Here is a 26,582-nt window from a genome sequence, read left to right as displayed (position 1 = left end):
TCGAGTTCTTCTCGCTTATGCCTTGGTTAAATAGCGGCAAATATCTTTAGCGAAATAAGTCAGTACGCCATCACATCCAGCACGTTTGAAACTCATCATGGCTTCCATCACGATTTGTTCTTCATCCAGCCAGCCATTGGCGGCGGCCGCTTTGATCATGGCATACTCACCACTCACCTGATAAGCAAAAGTCGGTACTTTAAATTCGTCTTTGACGCGACGGACGATATCAAGATACGGCATACCCGGTTTAACCATCACCATATCCGCGCCTTCTTCAATATCCAGTGCCACTTCATGCAATGCTTCATCAGAATTGGCCGGATCCATCTGATAGGTTTTTTTATCCGCCTTCCCCAAAGCACCCGCTGAGCCTACAGCATCGCGAAACGGCCCATAGAAACTGGAGGCATATTTAGCCGCATAGGACAGAATCATGGTATTCACATAGTCTGACGCTTCCAGCGCCTCGCGAATCGCACCAATTCGACCATCCATCATATCCGAAGGAGCCACCACATCCGCTCCCGCTGCCGCATGACTTAAGGCCTGCTTAACCAATACCTCTTTGGTGATGTCATTTAATATATAGCCGTTGTCATCAATGATGCCGTCCTGACCATGCGAGGTATAAGGGTCGAGTGCAACATCGGTAATCACGCCTAACTGTGGGAATTGAGCTTTAATGGCTTTGACCGTTGTTTGAACCAGTCCCTCAGGATTATAGGCTTCTTCAGCTTCCAGAGATTTCTTGGCAGCATCGATTACTGGAAACAGGGCAATTGCCGGAATTCCCAGATCGACGATTTCCTGGCATTCCTCAAGCAACAAATCCAAGGTTTTTCGCTCAACACCAGGCATCGAAGCCACTGCTTCTTTCTTATTGTTACCTTCCAATACAAATACTGGATAAATTAAATCCTTTGCAGAAATGCTGTTCTCACGCACCAGATCGCGACTGAATGCCTGCGCTCTGATTCGACGTAACCGGCGACTTGGGAAAAATCCGCTATTCATAGTTTCTACCTTATTCTCAACTTATTGGTTGAGCCAATCTTTGGGTTTTAAATAATACTCGGTCAGTTCCGCTTCGCGACTGCCTGCTTCTGGCTGCCAGTTGTAGCGCCAGCGTACCTCGCTGGGTAACGACATGAGAATCGATTCGGTACGGCCACCTGTCTGCAAGCCAAACAAGGTGCCACGATCCCAAACCAGATTAAATTCTACGTAACGGCCTCTGCGATAAAGCTGGAAGTCACGCTCAGCTTCGGTAAAAGGTTTGTTTTTCTGTTTTGCTAAAATAGGGCGATAGGCCTTGATGTAGTGATCGCCCACGGACTGCATAAAGTCGAAACACTGTTTAAAATCCCAGCCCGTCTGTTCGCTATTCAAGTCATCAAAAAACAGACCACCAATGCCGCGATGCTCATCACGATGTTTCAGATAAAAGTATTCATCACACCATTGTTTGTATTTGTGGTAAACCTCGGTGCCGAATGGCTCACAGGCTGCTTTCGCTTGCTGATGCCAGAAGATGCAGTCTTCTTTGATGCCATAATAAGGCGTTAAATCAAAGCCTCCACCAAACCACCAGATCGGCTCTTCGCCTTCCTTTTCAGCAATAAAAAAGCGGACATTCATATGTGACGTCGGTGCGTGTGGATTCTGAGGATGAATCACTAATGAGACACCCATTGCCTTAAAACTTCTGCCCGCCAGCTCTGGACGATGTGCGGTAGCCGAAGCTGGCATATTGGTGCCTTCAACATAGGAATAATTAACGCCCCCTTTTTCAATGATGGCGCCATTTTCCATAACCCGAGTCAGGCCACCGCCACCTTGAGGTCGTTGCCATTCGTCTACGATAAAGTCTTTTTCACCATCTTCTTCGGCTAGCTGCTGGCAAATGTCTTTTTGCAAGCTCAACAAATACTGTTGAACCTCTTCGATATTGATATTTTGCATGTATTACTCTTAAGCTCTTAATACTTCTCGGGTTTGGGCGTCTATTATTGATGAAGGTCGCTTATGGCCACCAGTGGTACCAACAAGGATCATATCCAGTTCAGCACCAAGCTTACTGCGAACCTCTTCTGCGGTTCTCATTTCTGATTGACCTGTTCGGTTTGCGCTGGTTGAAACCAGAGCGCTTCTTGCTTCGTCACACAGAGCTTTGACATAAGGGTTATCGCTCAGTCGAATGGCAATTTTGTTATGCTCACCGCGTAGCAGGGGAGACACCTCTTGCTTGACCGGCAACAACCATGTCACTGGACGCCTATGGTTTTCTTGAAAGCAGTCTATCAGTTTTAGTCCATCTTCACTAAGGTAAGGCTCAATCTGCTCGACTCTTGAGGCCACTAGAATCAGGCCTTTCTGCCAAGGGCGTCGCTTGATATTGAGAATTCTCTGGATGGCCTTGGTGGCCGACGGATGACAACCCAGGCCATACACAGCCTCGGTTGGATAAGCAATAACGCCTCCCTGACCAATAATTCGGGCGGCAGCATGCAATTTGAAAGTATTGATATAGGCCAAACCTAGTCCTAATTGAGAGTCCTAACTGAAAGTCCTAAACGAAGTGTATGAAGAGTTGACCTCATTGTAACCAAGGTTGATACGCTCCAAACCTTTCGACTTAGTGGCTGGTCATTGAAATTAACGTCAATTTTACTGGCTTGTTCATGCTTTGTGTAGGCTTTTTAGCCGAACCCATCAGAATCATAAAGCGATACCGTTACTCGTTGTACTGCTCTGACTGTTCGACTTCCAACTTTTCTATTTTTTCTAATTTTGCTTTCAAGCTGGCCTTAGATAATTCACCCAGATGCGCATCTACCAGTTTGCCTTGCGCATTAATAAACAAAGTTGTTGGTAATGCTCTACTTCCTATCTGATAGCCTAATACACCTCGTGTGTCAGCCATGACATTACTCAAAGCAAGATCTTCCCGACTTAGAAACTGCTCAATGACTTCAGAATGCTCGCCTTGATTAACAAACACAAAACCAACATCAGTCATCTCCTGCTGTGCTTCTTGTAATACCGGCATTTCTCGTCGACAGGGTGGACACCAGGTAGCCCAAAGATTGATCACTCTTGGCTTGCCTTGCTCAACCTTATTCAAATCTACCGCAACTCCATCCAATTGCTGGACCATTATCGTGGGCAACTGTTGAGCAGTATTATTCAGCATTTGCAAAGTGAAAGTAGTGATTCCCCATACACAAACTCCAACCAAGTAAGCTTTGATTAATGCTTTGCGTGCCTTCGGCTGTTTCCAGGCAAAAACAATTAAGGACACCAGGCCAACGATGATTGCCGCCCAGGCATCAAAACCACCGTCTCGGATATCAATCACTGACCAAATATCTTGTTGGTATTCCGCCCAGTACTGGATCACGAAACTGATCCGTGCGGCAAGCATAGAAAGCAGAAAGATACCGGCAATACTACCATCAATAGAGATCTTACTTTTCTTTGCTGCAAAGGCACCCACAATAAAGGTTATTGCCAGACAGACGAGAATTAAAAACCGATCAAAGGGCAGGCTAATTGGGCCGATAGAAAGTGACATCATAGGTTTATCAGTGGTTGCTAATATTGCTGCTATCTTACGCCAACAGAGTATTAATTTGCGTCAACGGCCTGTAAAGATAGGGTAAAACAGTCTTTGCTTCGAATTCAAGAGATTAAAAGTCAGTTGAGTAGTCAGTGGCTACTTTTGAAAGAGGTGTACGGCAGATGGCCGCTGTGGTGTAGTCCGAGACTCTAATGAGTCTTGATAAACTGATTAATGAGGCTCAGATCTACTTTCCAGATTTTCTACCCAGGCAAACTCGGCATCTCGATCCTGTAAATTAAACAGAACCATCATGACCACCCAGCGTAGGCGATCCAGTTCGGTTTCAACGTCTTCTTGTGGACCCAGCGCCAACATACGATCGATGACCATTTCGCGAGCCTGAGGATCTAAAATCCCACGCTGCTCAAAGTACAGGATCATGCCTTGGGCATCTGCCGACATTAACAACTGCTCCTGTGGCGAAAATACGCGCATGGAATCAGTCGCTAAATCTTCAGATTTACTGGACTCAGACGTGATTTCAACCAAACCATCAAGCCAATCGATAGCCCCTTTGATTTCACCATCGGTAAAACCAACGTCTTCTAGGGCTTCAATGAGTGAGTCATTGGCGAGAATATGATTGCTTTCTTCGTCTTGGAAGTTTTCAAAGATATAGAGTAGTACGTCGAGTACGTCTTCTTTCATTTAGCTCTCTTCTGTGGTTACTGGCCAGGCCAGGTTAAAAAGCTAGAGTAAAGCTAGATATACTACATAGTTGCTGTACTGTTGCTTAACGAACACGCTGATAGCCACCGGGCACACTAGCTATGTAGTCATTCAATTCTAACAACAATAACATATGGCTGACTACCTCTATTTCAAGTCCGCTACGCTGAATTATGGTGTCGACACTGGTGGTACTATCATCAACAAACTCAAGCATGTCCTGATATTCCTTTTCTAAAACAAACTCTTGTGGTGCATCTTGCTGATTATGTTCGGTTTGCCAGGCTGCCAGCGCCCCCAATTCTTCGATAATTTCTTCTGCCGTTTCGACTAATTTGGCGCCCTGTTTGATTAAACTATGACAACCTCTAGCCAGAGTATTATGAATGGAACCTGGAATTGCGAACACTTCTCGACCCTGTTCCATTGCCAGTCTTGCCGTTATCAATGAACCACTGCGAATCGCTGCCTCAACCACCAGGGTTCCAAGGCTCATACCGCAGATTATCCTGTTTCGTACTGGAAAATTACTCGCTTTGACCGGTGTGCCCAATGCAAACTCAGATACCAGAGCCCCTTGTTCACTTATCTTAATAGCCAAATCCTTATGCCGCGCCGGATAGATTCTATCCAGACCGGTTCCAACAACCGCAATGGTTGGCTGCCCCTTATCCAGAGCCGCCTGATGAGCAATTCCATCAACCCCTAGAGCCATTCCGCTGGTGATGACTGCCCCAGCACCCGCCAACGTTTTTGCAAACTCACGTGTATTTTCTTTACCTTGTGCGGTGGGGTTTCGACTACCGACAATCGCAATCTGGTGCGCTTTTAATAAACCCTTGTCCCCATGGACAAACAGTAATTTGGGTGGATCGGGAATTTCTTTCAATAATGCTGGGTAATCTTTACTGGTAATGGGAATCAGATGTTTACGATCGGAGTCAAACCACTCCAGGTCCTGTTCAATTAACTCGTCACTTACCAAGCCTAACTTTTTAGCTAATCCAGGACGAAATCCATGCTCTTGTAATGATTGATCGGATAATTCAAATAATCGGGCAAGCGAATTTCCGGCCTCTAAAAATGCCAATAGCTTATTTGCACCAATATTAATGTGAGAAAGCGCCAACCAGTGGCGCAATTCGAGTTGTTCCATAATGTTTAACCACCGTCCTTGGTGATGAGATCTCTTGAGTTGTTAACTTTAAGTTTAAATACTTTTCAAATAACCAGTTTTGAAAAACTAGTATGGATTGCGTGCAACGTCAAACAAGTGAATCGGACGCGTTGCATTCATAATTAGAGCTAAGCTGACTTTGTCATAGGTTCTGAAAATCATCAAAGTACCAGCATGCTCTTCTGGTAGAGTGACTTCAGCATCTCCACCACGTTGGGCGGCGATTTCATCATGAATCTTTTTACCACGTTGATATACGCTTAATACATGACCCTCTTCTAAGCCATCACGCGAACCCTTGTTTAGGGTTACTACATTGTATTGACCAATCTGAGTAACGCCGTCATACACAGAAATAATCTGTGCTTTGATATCAGTTTCTGGAGCACGAGGAGCATAAACCGGTGGCAATGGATTTTCATTACGTGGAAGCGCCACATCGCCCTTTAATATTTCTAGCTTTGACTTTTTAACTGTCAAAGTCGACGGATCACCTTCACGGGTAATATTGCCATTTGCCAGATAGCGAGCTTCTACGCCCAACAATTCGTCCGTTTCTGGATCGCGATATTCCTTACCTTTACGATAGATTCCAAATGAACCACCAGAACCAGCACTTATACCTCTTATATATAGTCGATCACCATAAGCACCAGCAATTTTTCTATCTTCTTCCAAATCCACAACATAAGGAGCCGTATCGAAAACAGAAGGTTCAACAACCATCTCATCGATAAGGTAAGGTTTGATCATACTTAGTGGGATTGTAGTAATTGCTTCTCCTTCAGAAAGAACTCGTGCTTCAGGGCGCAACTTAATGGTGCCATCGCTTGCTTTAACGATGTATGGCTTACCGTCGATATAAACTAACTTCAGGATATCGCCAGGATAAATTAAATGAGGATTCTCGACATTAGGATTAACATGCCAGATTTCCGGCCACAACCAAGGATCGGTCAGGAAAGTTGCCGAAATATCCCACAAGGTATCGCCCTTCTGGACCACATAAGTGTCTGGATGATTGTCACGCAACTCGGCTGTCTGCGCGATCCCCCCAAATAAGACCGCTACCGAGGCAGTCAAAGCAATTATTAATTTTTTCATGGCTTTCCTTTGTAATTAACTGATATCGGATCCTATTGCGCTTACTATACCTCGAAAAAAAGCAATAGGAAATAGCCAAAACCTGACCCTGTTGATGCCCCACAGGCCTTATCTGACAAGGTCAAAGTCTAAAAGGATCATCATCTTATCAACATTTCTTATCACATTACTACAACTTAATCACAGTCTAATCATAATTTTAAGCACTATCGCATTGATTTACTCTTTAAAATGGTCTTTGTCGCCTTAATTTATTATGATCTGAATCCCTGATGACACAGATTGACAGAATCAATGGCTATTTTAGAGATTTTAGAGTTCCCCGATCCTCGTTTACGCACCAAGGCAAAGCCTGTTACTGACTTTGGAGACGAGCTGCAGCAGCAGATTGATGATATGTTTGAGACCATGTATGCAGCACCAGGTATTGGCCTGGCCGCTACTCAGGTTAATATCCATAAGCAGTTTTTCGTGATCGACGTGTCCGAAGATAAAAGCGAGCCACTGGTTTTCATCAACCCAGAAATCGTCGAAAAACGTGGGGTTGAGGAAATGGAAGAGGGCTGCCTCTCTTTTCCTGGTATTTACGCCAAGGTCCAGCGCGCTAATGAGATTGTAGTCAAAGCACTTGACCGTCATGGCAAGCCCTTTGAAATTGACACAGGTGAGCTTTTAGCAGTCTGTATTCAGCATGAGAATGATCATATCGAAGGTAAACTCTTCGTCGATTACCTTTCGCCTTTAAAGCGTAATCGAATTCGTAAAATGCTTGAAAAGCAGCAAAAACAAAAGTAGTAAGTACTTACATGCCTAAATCTCTGAAAGTCATCTTTGCCGGAACGCCGGACTTTGCAGCCAGTTCATTGGCTGCAGTTCTTAACAGCCACCACCAAGTAGTTGCCGTTTATACACAACCCGATCGCAAATCCGGGCGTGGCAAAAAAGTCACTATGAGTCCGGTCAAAGAGTTAGCTCTGCAACACCATATTCCTGTCGAACAACCGTTGAACTTTAAGTCTGAAGAATCCCTGTCTCAGCTGGCCAGTTATCAGGCGGATATCATGGTAGTTGTAGCTTATGGGCTCTTATTGCCACAAAAAGTGCTGGATATTCCAAAACTTGGCTGTATCAATGTGCATGGCTCTCTACTACCGCGCTGGCGGGGCGCTGCTCCCATCCAAAGAGCGATCCAGGCAGGTGATAAAGAAACTGGCATCACCATCATGCAAATGGAGGCCGGTCTGGATACTGGCCCGATGCTAATAACAGCGTCCACACCGATTAGCGATCGAGACACTGGCGCTACTTTGCATGACAGATTGGCAGACATGGGCGCGCAGTTATTGGTTCAAGCACTGGATGAAATCGCAGATAATAAACTTCAAGCTACCCCGCAGGATGATCAGCTGGCAACTTATGCCCATAAACTGAGCAAAGAAGAAGCGCAAATTAATTGGCAGCTCAGTGCTGAAGAGCTTGAGCGTACCATTCGTGCCTTTAATAGCTGGCCAGTAGCTTACAGCCAGCTGGAAAATAAGACCGTCAGACTCTGGCAGGCTTACATTGTCCATAAAAAAGTAGACGCAGCACCTGGAACCATTTTACAGGCAGATGCCGATGGCATTCTAATCAGTTGTGGCGAGGACTGCCTCTTACTGACCGAACTGCAGCTACCTGGCTCACGAGCAATGTCGGCTAAAGATCTGCTGAATGCGCCAAAAAACCAGCAGTTATTTGCTCCAGATAATCAGTTTGTTAGTCTGTAAAAAGACGTTTTTACATTCACCCAGACAGCTTTTCACTTAGCCAAGGATAAATAGTGTCAGTAGCACCAAACCCACAGGTTTACACTGGTCAGCAGCTGCGCAAGCAGGCCTGTCTGGCGTTACACGCGATTGCCTTTGAAGGCCGGTCGGCTAACGATGTGCTCAGTAGCATAAGCTTTGAACAGGGCTCTGATAATGGTTTCTTTCGCGCACTGGTATTAGGCAGCTGTCGCTACTTTATCCGACTCGAAGCAATAGCCAGCCAGTTACTGCAAAAACCTTTCAAGCCCAAAGATCGCGATCTGCTATGCCTGATTATCATTGGCCTTTATCAACTCGAATTCAGTCGAGTACCTGATCATGCCGCTATTTCAGAAACCGTTTCGGTGTGCCAACAGCTTAAGAAAAACTGGGCTACCAATGTAGTTAACGGTGTTCTGCGCAATTTTATCCGACAGGAAGCAGACTTGCTCGCCAAAGTTGATTCAAACTGGGATACCAAATTCGCACTGCCTGATTGGCTCATATCAATGCTGAAGCCCTATTATAAAGGCCAGATGGAATCATTGATGAGTGCCATTAACGAGCAGGCTCCGATGACACTTAGGGTTAACCGCCAGAAAATTGGTCGCGATCGCTACCTTGAACAACTGCTGGAACAGGGTTTGTCTGCCACTGCTCACCCGATTGCAGCCAATGGCCTAGTACTAGAACATCCGGTGAATGTTGAACAGTTACCACACTTTGCTGACGGTTATGTGTCAGTGCAGGATGCTGCAGCACAGCTGGCAGCGGCTATATTATCGCCAACACCCAATAGTACAGTATTGGATGCCTGTGCCGCACCAGGCGGCAAGACCTGCCATTTATTAGAACTCTTTGACTCTATTGAACTGACCGCCTGTGATATTGACCATGACCGCTGTCAGCGAATTTCAGAGAACCTGTTGCGTTTGCAACTTCGGGCCAAAGTGGATTGTCAGGATCTAACTGACAGCAACTTTACCGATGGGCAATTTGATGCGATATTACTGGATGCTCCCTGCAGTGCTACCGGCGTCATTCGCCGCCATCCAGATATCAAGCTGCTGCGCAAAGCAAACGATATCGATCAGCTTGTTCATCTTCAACAACAAATCCTCGAGCATTTATGGTCCAAGTTAAAGCCTGGCGGTCATCTTTTATATGCTACCTGCTCGATTTTACCGCAGGAAAATGAGCAGCAAATCGATCGTTTTCTCGAAAGCCATTCTGATGCCAAGCTGTTACCTTTGAGTTCAGAAATCCAACAATTATCACACTCAAAAACGGGATGTCAGCTGATTCCAGGTCAATTATCAATGGATGGCTTTTATTACGCACTGCTGGAAAAAGCCACGAATTAAACAAAAAACCCTTTAGATCAGATGCTTATAGCGTTAGCATAGGCAAAGTTAAGCGAATAATAAGGCAAGGATCTTAATTGTCGTTATGAAAATCATCATTCTCGGAGCCGGACAGGTAGGCACAACCCTGGCGCTTAATCTGGAAGGCGAAGATAACGACATCACGCTGATCGATACTGATAGCAAGCGTTTGCGCGATATCCAGGATCACCTGGATCTGAGAACCATTACAGGTCATGGCGCCTATCCTGATGTGCTCTATAATGCCGGTATCGAAGATGCCGACATGCTGGTTGCTGTTACCAACAGCGATGAAGTCAATATGATCGCCTGTCAGATTGCACACAGCCTGTACCAAACTCCCACTAAAATCGCCCGTATTCGCTCACCCAATTACCACAATAAAGACATCATCTTTAAAGATAATCATATTCCGGTGGATGTGGTTATCAGCCCGGAAAAACTGGTCACTCAATATATTACCCGTCTGATTGAAAATCCCGGAGCCTTTCAGGTGCTGGATTTTGCCGAAGGTAAAGTGCGTCTGGTCGCCGTTCGCGCTTACTATGGCGGCCCTCTGGTAGGTAATGCCTTATCAGAATTGAAGCACCATTTACCCAACGTTGATACACGGGTTGCTGCCATTTTCCGTAGAGGCGCACCTATTGTGCCGACCGGTCACACCATCATCGAAGCTGACGATGAGGTCTTTTTCCTGGCAGCCAAAAAACATATCCGCTCGGTGATGAGCGAGCTGCAACGGCTAGAAAAAAATTACACTCGCGTGATGATTGCCGGCGGCGGTAATATTGGTGAGGGTCTCGCTAAAGCTCTTGAAAGTAAAATGCAGGTCAAGATTATTGAGCGTAGCCCTGAGCGAGCTCAGGAACTGGCCGACGTCCTGCACGACACGCTCGTTTTACAGGGCGATGTGTCTGATGAAGACATGCTAAAAGATGAAAATATTGGTGACTTTGATTTGTTTATCTCGGTGACCAATGATGATGAAGCTAACATCATGTCGGCTCTACTGGCAAAAAAACTTGGCGTTCGCAAAACTATGGTGTTAATCAATCGCACTGCCTATGTGGATCTGATTCAAGGCCATCAGATTGATATCGCCATTTCTCCACAACAGGTCACCATCGGCAGTCTGTTAAAACACATCCGTCGCGGACTGGTATCTAACGTTTATTCTTTACGTCGCGGTGCTGCTGAAGCTATCGAAGCGGTTGCAAAAGGCAATGAACAAAGCTCGCTGGTAGTAGGCCGAACCATTGGCGAATTACCTTTGCCGCCAGGAACATCCATTGGTGCCATCGTGCGTGACGACCAGGTTCTCATCGCACATGAAAACATCATTATTCGTGAAAATGACCATGTTGTACTGTTCATGGTAGATAAGGCCTATATCCACGACGTTGAGCGTCTTTTTCAAGTCAATGTCACTTATTTCTAGTCAGGACTGACGCCATGCAATACGCTACCATCATTCGCATCCTTGGCATACTGCTGATGGTCTTCAGTCTGACCATGCTGCCTCCTGCGGTTGTTTCTGCCATCTATGAAGATGGCGGTGGTAGTGCTTTTATCAGTACATTTCTACTATCGCTTATTACCGGCTTTATCCTTTTCTGGCCAAAGCGAAAAGCACGTGCAGAGCTCAAAATTCGTGATGGCTTTTTAATTGTTGTTCTATTCTGGACGGTTTTGAGCACATTTGGTGCGGTGCCTTTTATATTGGCCCAGTCTCTACCTGTAAGCTTAGCAGATGCTATTTTTGAATCTTTTTCAGGTCTAACTACCACTGGTGCAACTGTCATTAGTGGCCTTGATGATCTGCCACACTCAATCCTGTATTATCGCCAACAGCTTCAATGGCTAGGTGGCATGGGTATCATCGTGTTAGCCGTAGCTATCCTGCCTTTGTTGGGCATTGGGGGAATGCAGCTATATCGTGCAGAAATGCCTGGGCCTATGAAAGATAATAAATTAACACCAAGAATCGCCGGTACTGCCAAGGCCCTATGGTATATTTATTTAGGCATTACCATCGCCTGTGCTCTGGCCTATTGGCTTGCTGGAATGACCGCTTTTGATGCGATAGCCCATAGTTTTTCGACGGTAGCTATCGGTGGTTTTTCTACCCACGATGCCAGCATTGGCTTTTTCGACAGTCACGCCATAGAATTGATTTGTGCCTTCTTTATGTTTCTTGCCGGGATAAACTTTGCTCTTCATTTTATTTCTGTGCGTACCCTGACCATCAGACCTTACCTTAAAGATCCGGAATTTAAAGGCTACTTCGGCATATTACTGGTTATTATTTTGAGCTGTACAGCTGTCCTTCTTTATTATCAGGAATATGACTTTGATGATGCTTTGGTTAAAAGTATTTTTCACTCGGTTTCTATTGCCACCACAGCTGGCTTTGCCAGTGCAGACTTCGCCGCATGGCCGACTCTGTTACCAGTATTACTGATCTTTGCCAGCTTTATCGGTGCCAGCGCCGGTTCTACGGGTGGCGGCATGAAAGTGATTCGTGTCCTACTGCTATTTAAACAGGGTATGCGTGAAATTAAACGTCTGGTACACCCCAATGGAATTTTCCTGATAAAGCTTGGCAAGACGTCAGTAAGCGACAGGGTTGTACAGGCCGTTTGGGGGTTCTTTGCTACTTACGTTGTGCTGTTTGTTCTACTTATGCTTATTCTTCTTGCTGATGGCTTGGATCAAATTACTGCATTCTCCGCCGTTGCGGCCTGTATGAATAACCTGGGTCCAGGATTAGGTGATGTGGCTGTGAACTATAGCGGCTTAAGTGATCTGGCAAAATATGTGCTTAGCTTTGCGATGCTTTTAGGCCGTCTTGAGATATTTACCTTACTTGTTTTATTCACGCCTTATTTCTGGCGTCGTTAATTTTTCTATCTTCGATAAATATTTTTTGAGCCATCTTCGGTAGTTTTAAACCGTTTATAAGACCACTGATACTGTTCTGGGAATCTTCTAATGATGTTTTCCAGGTGCTGATTAACTTTTTCTGCATAGATTAATTCATCAAGATTTGGATCCATATTTAGTGGCTCCAGATGAATATCAAATTTTCCTGTTTCATTTCTGATTGCAGCAATCTGATAGACTTCTGCATTGCTTTTCTGTTGTACTTTTTGCACAAGAGTCATGGTCAACGCTGGGTGATTAAAGAAAGGAACAAATACACCAGCGCGACGACCGGGTTCCTGATCGCTCAGAATTGCGGCAACTTCGGCCTGTTGTAATACATCTATAAGATGTAGTACGCCCTTGCTGTTACCTTTAACCATGGTGGTTTCGTTCTTGCATCGACCCTTACAGATGACTTCGTCCATTTCCAGCTGTCGAGGAGGGCGGTACATACAATGAAACTTATAGCGACTACCTAAGTAGTACAGGGCTACTTCCCAATTTCCAAGATGCGCTCCCGTGATAAGAACACCCTTGCCACTTTCTAAAGTCGCCTTAACCGCTTCTTCTCCATAAATATTATCGAGCCATTTCTCTGCGTCTTTTTTACACCAAACTTTGGCCGCTTCAGTAAACAATCGTCCTGTATTAATCAAACTCTGATGAATGATTTCCTGCTGCTGTTCTTTAGTCAGTTCTGGCAGGCAAAGCCCTATATTAGTTTTACTGGTTACATAGGCTCGACTTTTGCTCCAACGACTTATCTTGGCAAACAAATATGCAATCCAGCGTCCAACAAAAATCGGTAGCACCGAAAATATTCGAATCATGCTCCGGATCAAGAAAACCTTTGTTGGGCTGGAAGTAACTGCTTTACCTTTTGCCATTAATTATCTGCCTATAGAAAAAATGCCGGCGAACCGGCATTTATTATAACTCGAATATAAATTATTGTGCTTTTTCGATTGGGAATTTGCTCAACATATAATCCAGCTTTTCGTAGCTCTCAATTTTGTATTTCTGATTCACCACGAACATTGGGAAACTCATCACCTTGAATTCACGAGCTAGTTTTTTAGCGTGCTGAACTTTGCTTTCCACAGCAAATGAGGTGTAGGCTTTTTCAAATTCTTCCTGAGATACACCAGCAGCCTGGAAAATCGGAATTAAATCTTCTTTCGATTTAACGATTTTTTTCTGGGCATGCCATTGATTAAAGATAGCTGGATGGACTTTATCCAGAACACCTAACACTTCTGCTGTGTAGTAGCCATAGGTCAAATGTGGTACCTGAGGTAGAAACACCGGTACTTGTTTAAACTCAACTTCTTCAGGTTTGGTTGGTTCCCATTTATGCAAAAACCCTTCTACGTTGTAGCAGTGTGGGCAGGTATATGAGAAGAATTCCATGACTTCTGGTTTATTAACGCCTTTTGCACCAGAAATAATCGAGTAATCTTTTCCTTCTTTTGCTTCACTAGCAGTATTTGCTTCTGCACAAGCTACCTGGGTTAATGCGAATAGTGCTAATGCAGCACCAAATAATGTTTTCAATTTCATTGATGTCTCCGGTTATTCTACGGTTACAGATTTAGCCAGATTTCGTGGCTGATCTACGTCTGTACCTTTAATTACAGCTACATAATAAGATAATAACTGCATCGGGATTGTATACACCATTGGCGCAGTTATTGCGTACTGACTCTTTATTGGAAAGACGGTTATACCATCAGAACTCTGAATATTAGCTGACTCATCGGCAAAAACAAAGAGTTGACCGCCTCTTGACCGTACTTCTTCAATGTTTGACTTCAGTTTCTCAAGCAAATTATCTTTTGGAGCAACTACGACAATAGGCATTTCTTTATCGATCAGAGCCAGAGGGCCATGTTTTAACTCGCCAGCAGCATAGGCTTCAGCATGAATATAAGAAATTTCCTTGAGTTTCAGAGCTGCTTCCATAGCAATTGGGTATTGCTGGCCACGGCCCAAGAAAAGGGTATGATGTTTTTCGGCAAATGCTTCTGACAAATCTTCAATTGCTTCTGCCTGTTCCAAAGCTGACTGGATTTCATTAGGTAAATGCTCCAGCGCATCGACAATCGACTTTTCTTTTGCCTCATCCATACCTTGTGCCTTACCGATGGTAACCATCAATAGCATCAAAGAAACAAGCTGGGCAGTGAAAGCTTTAGTTGAAGCCACTCCAATCTCTGTTCCGGCACGTGTCAACAATGTAAAGTCAGACTCACGCACCATTGAAGAAGCAGGGGAGTTACATACCGTTAAAGTCCCGAGGTAGCCTTGTTCTTTTGCTTTTTTCAGTGCAGCCAAGGTATCTGCCGTTTCCCCTGATTGTGAAATAGTTATAAACAGGCTATTGGGCAATACGGCTGTTTCTCGATATCTGTACTCACTGGCAATTTCCACCAGACATGGAATATTCAAGTAATCTTCAATCCAATATTTTGCAACTAGTGCCGCATGGTAACTGGTGCCACAGGCAATAATCTGTACTGCTCGGGTATCAGCAAATACTTTATTGGCATTCGCGCCCAGCGTTTCGATGATAATTTTATGATTGACCAGACGCCCCTCAAGGGTGTCGTTGACTACCTGGGGCTGCTCAAAGATTTCTTTAAGCATGAAGTGACGGTAACGGCCTTTATCTACCGCATCATGCTGAATATCAGACGTTTCGAATTCACGTTCAACCTGATTTCCATTACTGTCTAATATCGTTACGCCATCGCGACGAACCTCGGCCACTTCACCTTCTTCAAGATAGATGAAATCACGGGTAACTGGTAATAGCGCCAACTGATCAGATGCTACGAAGTATTCACCAATGCCCTTACCGATAACAAGTGGGCTACCCGAGCGCGCTACAACCATTTTATTTGGATCGTTTGCGTCTATAGCAACCGTTCCGTATGCACCCTCAAGTTTTTTGGTAGTTTTCTGTAAAGCTTCCAGAAGGCTAGAACTTGTCTTTAATTCTTCATGCAAACAGTGAGCCATAACTTCTGTGTCGGTATCTGATGAAAATGTATAGCCTTTGGCTTTTAATTCATCACGTAACTCGTCATGGTTTTCAATAATGCCATTATGAACCAGTGCAATATTGTCTTCCGACATGTGAGGGTGTGCATTTCGTTCACTCGGCTCACCATGGGTTGCCCAACGAGTATGCGCTATACCCAGCCCGCCTGGTAGAGGTGTATCATTCAAGGCCTGCTGTAATTCCGATACCTTACCCAGACGTCTTAATCGCTGAATTTCATTATCATTATAAATTGCAAGACCGGCTGAATCGTATCCACGATATTCCAGTCGCTTCAAACCTTCTACTAAAATCTGGCTTACATCTCGCTGCGCTATTGCACCAACAATGCCACACATTATTTCTTTTCCTCTAAATTTTTCTTAGTCTGTTCTTTTACAGGCCGCGCCCAACTCTCAATGTGTTTTTGGGCAACACGACTAATGCAAAGTTCACCTGCTGCAACATCTTTTGTAACAGTAGTGCCAGCACCTATGGTCGCTCCTTTGCCTACGGTAACTGGCGCAATCAGCTGGGAATCCGAACCAATGAATGCATCATCTTCAATAATAGTCTTGTATTTATTGGCACCATCATAATTACAGGTAATTACCCCGGCACCGATGTTTACACCTGTTCCGACCTCAGCATCCCCGATATAGCTCAGGTGACTTGCCTTGCTTCCTTGACCCATTACTGTATTTTTTGTTTCTACAAAGTTACCGATAAAGGCACCTTGTGATAGCTGCGTACCTGGTCTAATTCTTGCAAAAGGACCCACCGAGCAATCCGACTCAATGATGGCCCCTTCAATAACGCTATTGGGCTTAATGATACAGTCGGCGCCGATCTTAGAATTGATAATGATTGAGTTTGCGCCAATCTGACTTCCCCGACCGATTGTGACATCACCTTCAATAATGACATTAACATCAATTACAACATCGGTTGCACAAATCAGATTGCCACGAACGTCAAAACGACTTGGATCGATTAAGGTAACACCCTCATTCATTAACTGTTCGGCTTGATGCTGCTGGAAAGCTCTTTCTAGCTGCGCTAACTGGATACGACTATTGACACCTTCAACTTCGATTGCTGAAGAAGGGTGACAGGCTCTGACGCCTCCTTCATCAGCAGCCATTGCAATGGTGTCTGTCAGGTAATATTCACCCTGAGCATTATTATTATCAATTTTTGCTAGCCATTGTTTTAGCTTGCTACTGCCAACCGACATAATACCTGTGTTTACTTCATTTATTGCCAGCTGATCCATGGTTGCGTCTTTCTGCTCAACAATGGCGGTTACCCGTCCATCAGTGTTTCGAATAATTCGTCCATAACCAGATGGATCTTTCAGCTTCACAGTTAGCAGTCCAATACCATCCTTTGGCTGCGCATCTATTAGCTGTTTAAGAGTTTCTTTTTGAATCAGTGGAACATCACCATAAAGCACAAGAACCTGGTTGCCCTCAGAAACGAGCGGCAACGCCTGATCTACCGCATGGCCCGTACCTAATTGCTCAGACTGTTCAGCAATAATAATATCCTGTTCAGCTATGCTGGATTTAACCTGCTCAATCTCATGACCAGCGACCACAATTATTTGTTCAGGCTGCAGCTGCTGCGCAGCATCAATTACATGCTGAAGCATGCTTTTACTGGCAATTTTGTGCAACACTTTTGGCATGTTTGATTGCATGCGAGTTCCTTTACCCGCTGCCAAAATTACGATACTTAAACCCATAATATAGTCATATTTCCTAAATAAGCGCGCATTTTACCATTAAACAGTGATTTTGAAGCATTCTACTTCTAATTATTTAAACTAATTCAATTCTTTTGAGTTACCCATAAAAAAAGGTGGCAAAGCCACCTTTAGTTCGGATTTTATTAAGCTTTACTTGCCAGTTTTCTTGCGAATAGCACGTAATGTTCTTAACTGGGCTACCGCTTCTGCAAGTTCAGCCGCTGCTTTAGAGTATTCAATCTCTGAGCTTTGATCCTGAAGTGCTTCACGAGCCATTTTTTCCGCTTCCAGAGCTTTCGCTTCATCCACATCCTCTGCACGAACTGCCGTATCAGCAAGTACTGTGACAACGTGTGGTTGAACTTCAAGCATACCACCAGATACAAAGAAAAACTCTTCCTCGCCACCTGGTAACGTGACCTTGATTGGCCCTGGGTTCAGGGACGTTAGCAAAGGGGCGTGGCCTGGCTCAACACCAAGCTCACCCAAGTCACCGTTTGCAATCAATCGCTCAACTTTACCAGAGAAGATTGATTCCTCGGCGCTAACGATATCCAAATGTACTGTCATTGCCATTAGGTCCCCCTAATTTTAGGGCTGGATTAAATATTTTTCGCCTTTTCAACCGCTTCTTCGATTGAACCGACCATGTAGAATGCTTGCTCAGGTAAGTGATCGTATTCACCGTTCAAAATACCTTTAAAGCCAGCAATGGTGTCTTTTAGCGAAACGTATTTACCAGGTGAACCTGTAAATACTTCTGCTACGAAGAATGGTTGTGACAAGAAACGTTGAATTTTACGAGCACGGGCAACAGTTTGCTTATCTTCCTCAGATAGCTCATCCATACCCAAAATCGCAATAATATCTTTCAACTCTTTATAGCGCTGCAATACACCCTGTACGCCACGAGCAACTTCATAATGCTCGCTACCAATCACTAATGGATCAAGCTGACGTGAAGTTGAGTCAAGTGGGTCAACTGCAGGGTAAATACCTAGCTCAGCGATTTGACGTGACAATACAACTGTCGCATCCAAGTGAGCGAAGGTAGTAGCTGGAGAAGGGTCAGTTAAGTCATCCGCAGGTACGTATACCGCCTGAATCGATGTAATCGAACCAGTCTTTGTTGAAGTAATACGCTCCTGAAGAACACCCATCTCTTCGGCTAGAGTTGGCTGATAACCTACTGCTGAAGGCATACGCCCTAGAAGTGCTGATACCTCAGTACCTGCAAGTGTATAACGGTAAATATTATCGATGAACAATAGTACGTCACGACCTTCGTCACGGAATTTCTCAGCCATTGTCAAACCAGTCAATGCAACACGTAGACGGTTACCTGGTGGTTCGTTCATCTGGCCATAAACCAATGATACTTTGTCGATAACGTTAGAATCTGTCATTTCGTGGTAGAAGTCGTTACCCTCACGAGTACGCTCACCCACACCGGCAAATACTGAGTAACCTGAGTGCTCAATCGCGATATTACGGATAAGCTCCATCATGTTTACGGTTTTACCAACACCAGCACCACCGAATAGACCAACTTTACCACCTTTCGCGAAAGGGCAAACCAGGTCGATTACTTTAATACCGGTTTCTAACAATTCGTTTGCAGGCGCAAGTTCTTCCAGCTTAGGTGCTTTACGGTGAATAGACATACGCTCTTGCTCACCGATAGGACCTTTCTGATCGATTGGGTTACCAAGCACGTCCATGATACGGCCGAGGGTTTCTTTACCCACAGGTACCTGAATTGGCGCGCCAGTATTCGTTGCTTCTAAGCCACGACGTAAACCATCTGATGAACCCATCGCAATACAACGAACAACACCGTCGCCTAACTGTTGCTGAACTTCTAGAGTCAGCTCAGTTTCTTGAACGGTTAATGCGTCGTATACCTTTGGTACACTATCACGCGGGAATTCAACGTCGATAACCGCGCCGATAATTTCTACAATCTTACCTGTGCTCATATTGATTTCCTCAATCTTAAGCTTTAAAAACTTTTCAATAAATTATTGCGTTATACCGCAGCCGCACCTGCACAAATCTCAGAAAGCTCTTGAGTAATCGCAGCCTGACGAGCTTTGTTGTATACCAACTCAAGGTCATCAATAAGGTCACCGGCGTTATCAGATGCTGCTTTCATTGCAACCATTCTTGCCGCCTGTTCACATGCGATATTTTCAACCACTGCCTGATACACTTGTGATTCGATGAAACGAACCATCAATTTATCCAACAAAGGTTTAGCTTCTGGTTCATACAAATAATCCCAGTGATGCTTTAGCTCATCGTCTTGTCCAGCAGGTAGTGGCAACAATTGCTCTACCACCGGGCTTTGTGTCATTGAGTTAACAAACTCATTAGTCACAACGAACAAACGATCAATTCGCTTTTCATCGTAGGCTTTAAGCATAACTTTAACTGAACCAATCAGATCTTCGATTTCAGGGGTGTCGCCCAGGTTCGAAGTCTTAGCAACAACTGAACCACCGAACTTGCGGAAGAAAGATGTCGCTTTATTGCCGATTAGGCACAAGTCAATTTCGATATCCTGTTCAGACCAGGTTTTCATATCGTTTAATGCAGCTTTGAACAAGTTAATATTCAAACCACCACATAAACCACGGTCAGTGGATATGACAATATATCCAACACGTTTTACATCTCTTTCAGAGATATAAGCATGTCGGTATTCTGGAGTACCTTGTGCAATGTGCTTGATCACGTTGCGGATTTTCTCGGCATAAGGACGAGAAGCCGCCATACGATCTTGCGCTTTACGCATTTTACTTGCAGCAACCATTTCCATTGCTGAAGTAATTTTTTGCGTATTTTTAATCGACCCTATTTTGGTACGAATCTCTTTAGCGCCTGACATAGTATGTTTCCAGTCTTAATCTAATTAATTGGTGAAAGCACAAAAGGGTGCACAGCACCCTGATGTATTTACCAAGTTTGGGTAGCCTTAAATTTGGTTACCGCTTCTTCAAGTTTGCCTGCAACTTCGTCGTTGTAATCACATTTTTCATTGATTTCTTTCAACAAGTCAGCGTGCTGGTTCTTGAAGTAATCTAACAATGCAGATTCAAAATCACCTACTTTGCTGATTTCAACATCTTTCAAGTGGCCTTTCTCAGCTGCATATAGAGATACAGCCATTTCAGCTACTGATAATGGAGCATATTGATTCTGCTTCATCAATTCAGTAACACGCTGACCATGCTCTAGCTGTGCACGAGTCGCATCATCAAGATCCGATGCGAACTGAGCAAATGCTGCAAGTTCACGATACTGAGCTAATGCAAGACGAACACCACCACCAAGCTTCTTGATGATTTTAGTCTGTGCTGCACCACCTACACGAGATACTGATAGACCTGCGTTAACCGCTGGACGGATACCTGCGTTGAATAAGTCAGTTTCTAGGAAGATCTGACCATCAGTAATCGAAATTACGTTGGTTGGTACGAATGCAGATACGTCACCAGCCTGAGTTTCAATGATTGGCAATGCCGTCAATGAACCAGTTTGACCTTTAACTTCACCATTTGTGAATTTTTCTACATAGTCAGCGTTAACACGCGCTGCACGCTCTAGAAGACGCGAGTGCAAGTAGAAAACATCACCAGGATATGCTTCACGACCTGGAGGACGACGTAGCAACAATGAAATCTGACGATAAGCCCATGCTTGTTTAGTCAAGTCATCATATACGATCAAGCCATCTTCACCGCGGTCACGGAAGTATTCACCCATGGTACAGCCTGCAAACGGAGCAATAAATTGCAACGCTGCAGAATCAGAAGCAGATGCAGCAACGATAATGGTGTGATCCATCGCGCCGTGCTCTTCTAACTTACGAACGATACCAGCAATGGTAGAAGCTTTTTGACCAACCGCTACATACACACAAATTACGCCTGTGCCTTTCTGGTTGATAATAGCATCCACTGCAATCGCAGTTTTACCAGTCTGACGGTCACCAATAATCAACTCACGCTGACCACGACCAACCGGGATCATGGCATCAATTGATTTAATACCCGTTTGTACTGGCTGATCAACTGATTGACGCTCAATTACACCTGGTGCAATTTTCTCAACAGGTGAGAAGCCGTCATTATCAATTGGACCTTTACCGTCGATTGGATTACCCAAAGCGTCAACCACACGGCCTAATAGACCACGGCCAACAGGTACTTCCAAAATACGGCCAGTACATTTAGCAGTCATGCCTTCAACGATATCGGTATAGTCACCCAGAACAACCGCACCCACAGAGTCGCGCTCAAGGTTTAAGGCCATACCGTACTTACCGCCAGGCAATTCAATCATTTCACCAGCCATAACGTCTGTTAGGCCGTGAATACGTAAAATACCGTCAGATACACTGACGATAGTACCTTCATTGCGAGCTTCGCTCACGACTTCAAAAGAGTCGATTCGCTTTTTAATTAGCTCGCTAATTTCTGATGGATTCAGTTGCACACTCATGCTTCTTCCTCACTAAGCTCTTAGCGTTTCGGAAAGCTTGTTGAGCTTACCGCGTACGGATCCGTCAATTACCATATCGCCAGCCTTAATAACCAGACCACCAATCATGGACGAATCTACTTGTGTTTGAATATTAACTTTACGACCAAGTTTTGCCGTTAACTTTTCAGTTAAACGTTGCAATTGATCATCGCTCAACGCTGTCGCAGAAGTTACTTCTACTTCAACCGCTTTGTCAAAATCCGCTTTCAATACATCAAAACGAGTTTTTATCGCTGGCAAAGCTTCTAAACGATGGTTTCTTGCAAGCAACTTAATAAAGTTTTCAACTTTATCAGTTATCTGACCTTCACTTATTTTCAAAATCACTTCACCTTTTTGCTCAGCAGAAAGGGAAGGGTTACTGATAATGTTGGCCACGTCATTGTTGCTAACGGCTTGAGCGACAAAATCTAACATGCTTGCCCACTCAGATACAGTCTGAGCGCCAAGAGCATATTCGAATGCTGCTTTTGCGTATGGTCTTGCAATAGTAGTCAGCTCAGCCATAGTTAACCCTTATAACTCTTTAACCAGCTTTTCGAACAAATCGTTGTTCGCAGCTTCATCGATATTTCGCTCGATTACTTTCTCAGCACCAGCTACAGCCAAGGTAGCTACTTTTGAGCGAAGCTGTTCACGAGCACGGTTAACTTCTTGCTCAATCTCAGCCATAGCGCCATTCTTGATTTTCTCAGCTTCAGAACGAGCATCGTCTTTAGCAGAGTCAACAATTTCAGCATGACGTTTTTTGGCAGAGTCAACAATCTCTGCAGACTGTTGCTTAGCTTCACGCAACAATTCAGCAGCTTTTTCTTGAGCTAGCTCCAGATCTTTTTGACTTCTTTCAGAAGCAGCCAGACCCTCAGCTATTTTATCCTGACGTTCTTTGATCGCACTCATGATATGCGGCCACACGAACTTCATGCAGAACCACACAAATGCGGCAAAGAAAATCATATTGATTATTAGGGTAGCGTTTACATTCACGTCTATTCCCCCTCTAGTTGGTTAGTCAAAGTAATCGTTCGGTTGTCTTAATTAACCAATCAATGATTGCAATTGACCAACGTATGGGCTTGCGAATGTGAACCACATACCGATACCAATACCGATCATGGTTACCGCATCAAGAAGACCCGCAACTAGGAACATTTTGGTTTGTAGCATAGGAGCTAGTTCTGGTTGACGAGCTGAAGCTTCAAGGAATTTACCACCAAGAAGACCGAAGCCAATCGCAGTACCTAGAGCACCAAGACCTAATACCAACAACACACCTAATGCTGTGAACGCGAACAAAGTTTCCATTGTTTTCCTCCAATCGAGAAATGGTTAAATGTTAAAAACTAAACTTAAAATTAAAACTTAAAACTGTTACTAGTGATCTTCATGTGCCTGGCTTAAATACACGATCGTCAACATCATGAAAATAAACGCTTGCAACGGAATGACCAGGATGTGGAAGATAGCCCAGCCCATATAGCTGATGAAGCCACCGATAAAACCACCTACACCAGTTGAGAACAGGATTGCGATCAAGATGAACAGCAATTCTGCCGCATATAGATTTCCGAACAAACGCAGACCCAGTGAAATTGGCTTAGCTACCAGTCCAATGGTTTCCATTAGCAGGTTCACAGGGATTAATAGTACTTGTACAAACTTGTTCTTGCTGGAGAAAGGATGCAACGTCAATTCACCAAGGAAGCCGCCAATGCCTTTCACTTTAATGCTGTAGAACAATATCATCAGGAATACGCCAATCGATAAGCTGAATGTAATATTCACATCAGCCGTCGGTAGGAACTTCAAGTAAGAAGTATGAGGCTCATTGCCTAGAACATGGACGTTAGTTTGCTCTGCAACCCAAGGAAGAAGGTCAACTGGCACCCAGTCCATCATATTCATAAGAATAACCCATACAAATATGGTCAGGGCCAGTGGTGCAATTAATGGGTTACGACCATGGAAAGTATCTTTAACGCTTTTATCCACGAACTCTACAATCATTTCAACCATTGACTGCCAGCGTCCAGGATTATCAATTTTGGCATTTTTCGCCACGCGCCAGAAAGAAAAGCAAAAGAGGGCGCCTAAAATAAAGGCAAAGAATAAACTATCTACATTAAAGGTCCAAAAGCCTGCGTTTTCACAAGCGTTAGTAATACCTTGATCAGCTAGCTCATTATTCCACATCCAGCCATCATCTGTTTTACACACTTGGAGATTTTGCAAGTGGTGCTTAATGTAACCAACACTATCAACATTTTCTGATGAAGCCATTCTGAAGCCTTCTCTTTGTCATCTGGTCTTAATTAAGACGATTTAATGATTAAGGGCGCAAACCACTGTGAAAACACAATAATCGCATAACCGATCAATAGTGATGGTGGGTGCACCGGTAATTCTGTTAAAGCAAAAATCAGCAGCCCAAGGGTCAGCAATATCTTCAAGCTCTCACCAATTTTGAAAGCTTTATTAACTGCTTCTGCTGCCTGAGCCCCTGATCTTCTAAATACTATGGTGGCGAAAACAAAGTGTGCGATAACCATTATCAGGCTTCCTACACCCAAAGACACACTCACTCGCCAGGAAATCAGCAAGCCAATTAATACTAAAGCTATGCTAATACCTAATTGGAGTAGAACCATCTTGTAGGCCTGCTTTCGACCCTGCTTAGCTAATGATTCACTCATAAGGAGCTGCCCTTCCACCCTGCAAAACTGCATAGGTTCACCACATATTCGGGCGGCAAGTATAAAGATTTAGTGCCCTTTAATCAACCAAACCTCAGCGAAAAAACACAAAATTTAAAGGGCTTGCAGCCCCTTATTCATAAATAGAACTAATCTACCTAAACCTTGTGTTTTAGTCTTCCTTTATGCCTAGATGTTGTAGTATGCCATCTAATTCATCCAGACTATGGTAATTAATAACCAGGCTTCCTTTACCCTTGTTACCATGGTTGATAGCCACGCTGGCCCCGATTTTTTCCGCTAGTTGCTGCTCAAGTGATTGAATATGATGATCTTTTTCCGCCGCTTTCACTTTCTTTTTCGGCTCATTGATATTTCGCACCAGCTTTTCCGTCTCACGAACCGTCAATGCCTTAGCGACCACTGTCTTGGCAGCTTCAGTCTGTTTGGCTGGTTCAAGAGATAGCAACGCTCGTGCATGACCCATTTCCAGATCGCCACGCTCCAATAAGGTTTTGCAGTGTTCGCTGAGCTGCATTAAGCGCAGCAGGTTGGTCACCGTGGTTCGGCTTTTACCCACCGCGTCGGCGGTTTGTTGGTGAGTCAGACCGAATTCCTGCATCAGACGGTGCAGGGCGTATGCCTCTTCCATGGCATTGAGATCTTCACGTTGAATATTCTCAATCAGCGCCATAGCAATGGCTGCTTCATCGGGCACTTCTTTGATAATGACCGGTACTTCGTGCAAACCAGCTCTTTGAGCTGCTCTCCAGCGACGCTCACCAGCAATAATTTCGTACTTTTGATTGCCGATAGGTCGAATGACGATTGGCTGGATCATTCCCTGAGCTTTAATTGAGTCTGCCAGCTCATCCAGACCTTCTTCGGTCATTACTCGGCGGGGCTGATACTGGCCAGGCTGTAAAAACTCAATGGGCATTTCTCTTAAATGATGCTCTGATTCTAAAGCAACGCTTGCTGACCCATCTCCAGACTTTTTGGCTGGCTTATTAATAGCTCCACCAAGCAGAGCATCTAATCCTTTTCCTAATCCACGCTTACTCATTGTTATCTTTCACCCTTATATTCTTTACGTTTAGCTCGCGGCCACTTTATTTCTACGAATAATCTCGCCGGCAAGAGCTAGATAAGCTTTTGAGCCACTTGATGACCTGTCATGATACATAACTGGAACACCAAAACTGGGCGCTTCCGCCAGACGTACGTTGCGGGGAATTACTGTCCGATAGACCTTATCTGCAAAATGATTGAATAATTGACGAGACACTTCTAGCGACAAACGGTTTCTGGGGTCATACATGGTTCGCAAGATACCTTCTATTTCCAGCTCAGGATTAATGTGATCCTGAACCTGCCCAATAGTATTTAGCAGGGCCGACAAACCTTCCAGCGCATAGTACTCACATTGCATCGGAATAATGACCGAGTTGGCCGCAACCAGAGAGTTCAGAGTCAGCATGTTCAGAGAAGGGGGGCAGTCAATCAACACATAATCATAATATGCATCAATCTGTTGAATCACTTTGCGTAACCGTTTTTCTTTATCGTCCAGTTGCAACAGATGAACTTCGGCAGCAGTCAGATCAGCATTGGCAGGCAGTACGTCAAATTTACCAGCTTCTGAAACCACAATATGACTCTTGGCTTCTGCTGGCTCCATCAAGGCATCATAGACTGATAACTCTAAATCACCCTTTTCAATGCCTGAACCCATGGTCGCATTACCTTGCGGATCCATATCAATCAAGAGCACACGCTTACCTTCTTCAGCTAACGACGCTGCAAGGTTCACGCTAGTTGTTGTCTTACCAACACCACCTTTTTGATTTGTAATGGCAATTACATGCGCCACGCT

The 26,582-nt window shown here is 44.4% G+C and carries 27 protein-coding genes; 5 read left to right on the top strand and 22 right to left on the bottom strand.

What is annotated here, in order from left to right; translation table 11 throughout:
• Positions 1-15: 15 nt before the first annotated feature.
• The 7 genes from hemB to B158_RS0102000 form a co-directional block, all read right to left on the bottom strand.
• Positions 16-1,017 (bottom strand): porphobilinogen synthase, encoded by a 1,002-nt coding sequence (gene hemB, locus B158_RS0102030; RefSeq protein ID WP_018623661.1) that lies wholly within the window; start codon positions 1,015-1,017, stop codon positions 16-18.
• Between the two features lie 21 nt (positions 1,018-1,038).
• Positions 1,039-1,965: an oxygen-dependent coproporphyrinogen oxidase gene (gene hemF / locus B158_RS0102025; protein ID WP_018623660.1), complete on the bottom strand. Its 927-nt coding sequence runs from the start codon at positions 1,963-1,965 to the stop codon at positions 1,039-1,041.
• Positions 1,966-1,974: 9 nt separating this feature from the next.
• The gene (locus B158_RS0102020) at positions 1,975-2,538 is read right to left on the bottom strand and encodes an L-threonylcarbamoyladenylate synthase (protein ID WP_018623659.1); all 564 of its coding nucleotides are present in this window, start codon (positions 2,536-2,538) and stop codon (positions 1,975-1,977) included.
• 199 nt (positions 2,539-2,737) lie between these two features.
• Entirely contained in the window at positions 2,738-3,580 is an 843-nt protein-coding gene (locus B158_RS0102015) for a TlpA disulfide reductase family protein (RefSeq protein WP_026309193.1), read from the bottom strand.
• A gap of 213 nt (positions 3,581-3,793) precedes the next feature.
• Complete coding sequence (locus B158_RS0102010; protein ID WP_018623657.1) at positions 3,794-4,273, bottom strand: DUF494 family protein; 480 nt, start codon at positions 4,271-4,273, stop codon at positions 3,794-3,796.
• An 85-nt stretch (positions 4,274-4,358) separates the two neighbouring features.
• Positions 4,359-5,450 (bottom strand): DNA-processing protein DprA, encoded by a 1,092-nt coding sequence (gene dprA / locus B158_RS0102005; RefSeq protein WP_018623656.1) that lies wholly within the window; start codon positions 5,448-5,450, stop codon positions 4,359-4,361.
• 87 nt (positions 5,451-5,537) lie between these two features.
• Positions 5,538-6,575: a LysM peptidoglycan-binding domain-containing protein gene (locus tag B158_RS0102000; protein WP_018623655.1), complete on the bottom strand. Its 1,038-nt coding sequence runs from the start codon at positions 6,573-6,575 to the stop codon at positions 5,538-5,540.
• Between the two features lie 294 nt (positions 6,576-6,869).
• Here B158_RS0102000 and def point away from each other — a divergent pair, with 294 nt between their 5' ends.
• The 5 genes from def (at position 6,870) to B158_RS0101975 (ending at position 12,648) form a co-directional block, all read left to right on the top strand.
• Entirely contained in the window at positions 6,870-7,370 is a 501-nt protein-coding gene (gene def / locus B158_RS0101995) for a peptide deformylase (protein WP_018623654.1), read from the top strand.
• Positions 7,371-7,381: 11 nt separating this feature from the next.
• The gene (fmt, locus tag B158_RS0101990) at positions 7,382-8,341 is read left to right on the top strand and encodes a methionyl-tRNA formyltransferase (RefSeq protein WP_018623653.1); all 960 of its coding nucleotides are present in this window, start codon (positions 7,382-7,384) and stop codon (positions 8,339-8,341) included.
• 53 nt (positions 8,342-8,394) lie between these two features.
• A complete protein-coding gene (gene rsmB / locus B158_RS0101985; protein WP_018623651.1) occupies positions 8,395-9,726 on the top strand; it encodes a 16S rRNA (cytosine(967)-C(5))-methyltransferase RsmB in 1,332 nt (443 codons plus the stop codon).
• 85 nt (positions 9,727-9,811) lie between these two features.
• The gene (gene trkA, locus B158_RS0101980) at positions 9,812-11,185 is read left to right on the top strand and encodes a Trk system potassium transporter TrkA (protein WP_018623650.1); all 1,374 of its coding nucleotides are present in this window, start codon (positions 9,812-9,814) and stop codon (positions 11,183-11,185) included.
• 14 nt (positions 11,186-11,199) lie between these two features.
• Positions 11,200-12,648: a TrkH family potassium uptake protein gene (locus B158_RS0101975; RefSeq protein WP_018623649.1), complete on the top strand. Its 1,449-nt coding sequence runs from the start codon at positions 11,200-11,202 to the stop codon at positions 12,646-12,648.
• Between the two features lie 5 nt (positions 12,649-12,653).
• Here the strand turns inward: B158_RS0101975 and B158_RS0101970 are convergent, their stop codons facing one another.
• The 15 genes from B158_RS0101970 to B158_RS0101900 all read right to left on the bottom strand — a co-directional run bounded on the left by B158_RS0101970 (position 12,654) and on the right by B158_RS0101900 (position 26,579).
• Complete coding sequence (locus B158_RS0101970; protein WP_018623648.1) at positions 12,654-13,559, bottom strand: lysophospholipid acyltransferase family protein; 906 nt, start codon at positions 13,557-13,559, stop codon at positions 12,654-12,656.
• Between the two features lie 61 nt (positions 13,560-13,620).
• The gene (locus B158_RS0101965) at positions 13,621-14,232 is read right to left on the bottom strand and encodes a thiol:disulfide interchange protein DsbA/DsbL (protein WP_018623647.1); all 612 of its coding nucleotides are present in this window, start codon (positions 14,230-14,232) and stop codon (positions 13,621-13,623) included.
• 12 nt (positions 14,233-14,244) lie between these two features.
• Positions 14,245-16,074 carry a glutamine--fructose-6-phosphate transaminase (isomerizing) gene (gene glmS, locus B158_RS0101960; protein WP_018623646.1) on the bottom strand — a complete coding sequence of 610 codons (1,830 nt, stop codon included), beginning with the start codon at positions 16,072-16,074 and terminating at the stop codon, positions 14,245-14,247.
• Entirely contained in the window at positions 16,074-17,462 is a 1,389-nt protein-coding gene (glmU, locus tag B158_RS0101955) for a bifunctional UDP-N-acetylglucosamine diphosphorylase/glucosamine-1-phosphate N-acetyltransferase GlmU (protein ID WP_018623645.1), read from the bottom strand. The genes glmS and glmU overlap by 1 nt, the downstream gene beginning before the upstream one ends.
• A 153-nt stretch (positions 17,463-17,615) precedes the next feature.
• Positions 17,616-18,041 carry a F0F1 ATP synthase subunit epsilon gene (locus B158_RS0101950; RefSeq protein ID WP_018623644.1) on the bottom strand — a complete coding sequence of 142 codons (426 nt, stop codon included), beginning with the start codon at positions 18,039-18,041 and terminating at the stop codon, positions 17,616-17,618.
• A gap of 26 nt (positions 18,042-18,067) precedes the next feature.
• The gene (atpD, locus tag B158_RS0101945; protein WP_018623643.1) at positions 18,068-19,444 is read right to left on the bottom strand and encodes a F0F1 ATP synthase subunit beta; all 1,377 of its coding nucleotides are present in this window, start codon (positions 19,442-19,444) and stop codon (positions 18,068-18,070) included.
• Between the two features lie 50 nt (positions 19,445-19,494).
• Positions 19,495-20,355, bottom strand: coding sequence for a F0F1 ATP synthase subunit gamma (gene atpG, locus B158_RS0101940; RefSeq protein ID WP_018623642.1), 861 nt, complete (start codon positions 20,353-20,355; stop codon positions 19,495-19,497).
• 68 nt (positions 20,356-20,423) lie between these two features.
• Positions 20,424-21,971 (bottom strand): F0F1 ATP synthase subunit alpha, encoded by a 1,548-nt coding sequence (atpA, locus tag B158_RS0101935; RefSeq protein ID WP_018623641.1) that lies wholly within the window; start codon positions 21,969-21,971, stop codon positions 20,424-20,426.
• 12 nt (positions 21,972-21,983) lie between these two features.
• Positions 21,984-22,520 carry a F0F1 ATP synthase subunit delta gene (locus B158_RS0101930; protein ID WP_018623640.1) on the bottom strand — a complete coding sequence of 179 codons (537 nt, stop codon included), beginning with the start codon at positions 22,518-22,520 and terminating at the stop codon, positions 21,984-21,986.
• 9 nt (positions 22,521-22,529) lie between these two features.
• The gene (locus tag B158_RS0101925; protein WP_026309191.1) at positions 22,530-23,000 is read right to left on the bottom strand and encodes a F0F1 ATP synthase subunit B; all 471 of its coding nucleotides are present in this window, start codon (positions 22,998-23,000) and stop codon (positions 22,530-22,532) included.
• A 51-nt stretch (positions 23,001-23,051) separates the two neighbouring features.
• Positions 23,052-23,318 carry a F0F1 ATP synthase subunit C gene (atpE, locus tag B158_RS0101920; RefSeq protein ID WP_018623638.1) on the bottom strand — a complete coding sequence of 89 codons (267 nt, stop codon included), beginning with the start codon at positions 23,316-23,318 and terminating at the stop codon, positions 23,052-23,054.
• Positions 23,319-23,387: 69 nt separating this feature from the next.
• The gene (gene atpB / locus B158_RS0101915) at positions 23,388-24,293 is read right to left on the bottom strand and encodes a F0F1 ATP synthase subunit A (RefSeq protein WP_018623637.1); all 906 of its coding nucleotides are present in this window, start codon (positions 24,291-24,293) and stop codon (positions 23,388-23,390) included.
• A gap of 32 nt (positions 24,294-24,325) precedes the next feature.
• Complete coding sequence (locus B158_RS0101910; protein WP_018623636.1) at positions 24,326-24,706, bottom strand: ATP synthase subunit I; 381 nt, start codon at positions 24,704-24,706, stop codon at positions 24,326-24,328.
• Positions 24,707-24,878: 172 nt separating this feature from the next.
• On the bottom strand, positions 24,879-25,778 hold the full coding sequence (locus B158_RS0101905) for a ParB/RepB/Spo0J family partition protein (protein ID WP_026309190.1): 900 nt from the start codon (positions 25,776-25,778) through the stop codon (positions 24,879-24,881).
• A 24-nt stretch (positions 25,779-25,802) separates the two neighbouring features.
• Entirely contained in the window at positions 25,803-26,579 is a 777-nt protein-coding gene (locus B158_RS0101900) for a ParA family protein (RefSeq protein ID WP_018623634.1), read from the bottom strand.
• Between the last annotated feature and the right edge of the window lie 3 nt (positions 26,580-26,582).

It is taken from the genome of Kangiella aquimarina DSM 16071 (genome assembly GCF_000374105.1).
GTDB classification, from domain to species: domain Bacteria; phylum Pseudomonadota; class Gammaproteobacteria; order Enterobacterales; family Kangiellaceae; genus Kangiella; species Kangiella aquimarina.
This window is presented reverse-complemented; position numbering and strand designations above follow the sequence as displayed.